Source organism: Paenibacillus luteus (genome assembly GCF_006542765.1).
Classification (GTDB): domain Bacteria; phylum Bacillota; class Bacilli; order Paenibacillales; family Paenibacillaceae; genus Pristimantibacillus; species Pristimantibacillus luteus.
This window is the reverse complement of record NZ_SKCD01000063.1, coordinates 1-1,818: the sequence shown is the minus strand read 5'-3', so window position 1 is coordinate 1,818 and position 1,818 is coordinate 1. Positions and strand designations below refer to the sequence as shown.

The window sequence follows — 1,818 nt, the reverse complement described above, 5'->3', positions numbered from 1 at the left end:
ACCTCCCACTATAAAGTAATGTTTACTCCCGTATTCTCACTCGTTCTTAGATTTTCAACATCGACATCTTAGAGGTAATGGAGGAATGTTGTTGTAGAGCCATATTTTTCTATAAGGACCGGTGACGAGAATAGGGCTTGGACTCGATTTTATCCAAACTGTGGATAATGCTATGATCGCACAGTGGATCTCCACATCTTCCCTCGGGGTTTACCCTCCCATGTCACGCGGGGTCTTTGCCCTTACATTCCTTCGTTCTACCTGCCAAGGGGTGGAGGCCGATTCTTGCTCCTATACGGGGTCTTTGCCCTCATGGAAATGTAATCTTCGGCTTCTCCGGTGCTTCAATTGTCGATTTGTACATCTGTTGTTGTGTGAGATTTCAGGTATCTTTGCTTGAATTTAAGCTGCAAATTGTTGTAACTGTGCTTGTCGTACAGGTCCTAAAACATCGTTTGCGTTGTATTCTCTTTGCTTTGTCCCCAGCGTATGCAGCACGCGTATGAGCTTGCCGCAGAGCGCGATGAGTGACTGCTTCTTCTTCAATGGGTTTTGACTTCGTGTCGTGAAGTACTTATGCAAGGCTTTAAATTCTTTATTCTTAGCTACCATTGGCATTACACAACGGAACAACAAGGCTCTCAGTCTGGATCGTCCACGCTTGGTAATGCCCGTCTTTCCCTTCCGTTTACCGGAACTGTTTTCCTTCAAGTTAAGTCCTGCTAAGCGGATGATCTGTTGGCCATGGTCATAGCTGCTTAAGTCACCGACTTCGGCAAGAAATCCCGCGACCGTAACAGCCCCTACGCCTGGTATATTCAGCATTTGCTCTGTTCCCGGAATCTCATCCAATAGGTCCATGACTTGATTCATTGTCGTTTCTACCTGTTTGGAGAAAAGCTCTAACTGGTCGAGCAAGCCCTTAAGCTCTATCCTCGCAGCTCGCAATCCTTCGCTTATTCCAATCGATGTCTCTGCTGTGGCTAAGAGCTTTTCAGCCCTCTTGATGCCGACTCCGCGCTTGACTTCCGTTTTCCAGTGTGCGAGAACGTCTCTGGCGCCTGTCGAGACAATCTCTTCTGGGGTCGGAAATTGACGCATGGTCATCAAGGAAGCTTTACCTTCCCAATCTTTAAATACGCTTAGATACTCTGGGAAATAACGGTCGAACCAGTTATGAACGCGAGCCTTCACTTGATTCAAGCTCACCATAACCTTCTCACGAAAATTCATGAGGATGCGTAATTCGGCATATTCCTTCGTCGGCAACTTGGGCTCAGAATACTTCCCATTGCGTATGAGGTCTGCAATGACCTTAGCGTCCTTGTAGTCGCTCTTCGTTGGCGAATTATCCTCAAGCTCTTTGCTCTTGTTTACGTGATGCGGATTAACGATGACAACATTAATGTCTTGTGCCTCTAGAAAGGCTGCAAGCGGGAACCAGTAGTGGCCAGTAGGCTCGATTCCGAATACGATATCTGCTTTCTGATGCGTTTCCTGAAGTCCCTTCATCCACGTTGCTAGCTTCGTTAGCCCTTCTCGATCGTTGTGAAACACACAATCTTTACCTAGCTCAATACCACGAAAATCCACGGCTCTTGCTACATGAATTTTCTTGGCAATGTCTGCTCCAACGACCAGTGTTTTTTCCGAAATTCGCGTAATACGTTGATTCTGTTTCTGCTTCATCTTATACTTCAATTGTGCGCCTCTTTTCGTATGTGGGTTTGTTCTTTGGACGGAACGACTCCCAGTATACTAGAGGTGCATTTTTCATTCAAAGCTCAAATTACTTCATTACAGGAATAGCTCCTATTA

The 1,818-nt window shown here is 46.0% G+C and carries 1 protein-coding gene; it reads right to left on the bottom strand.

Features of this window, described 5'->3' with window-relative positions:
* Nucleotides 1–402: 402 nt before the first annotated feature.
* Nucleotides 403–1,689: an IS110 family RNA-guided transposase gene (locus E0496_RS30300; RefSeq protein ID WP_175598135.1), complete on the bottom strand. Its 1,287-nt coding sequence runs from the start codon at nt 1,687–1,689 to the stop codon at nt 403–405.
* Nucleotides 1,690–1,818 lie beyond the last annotated feature (129 nt).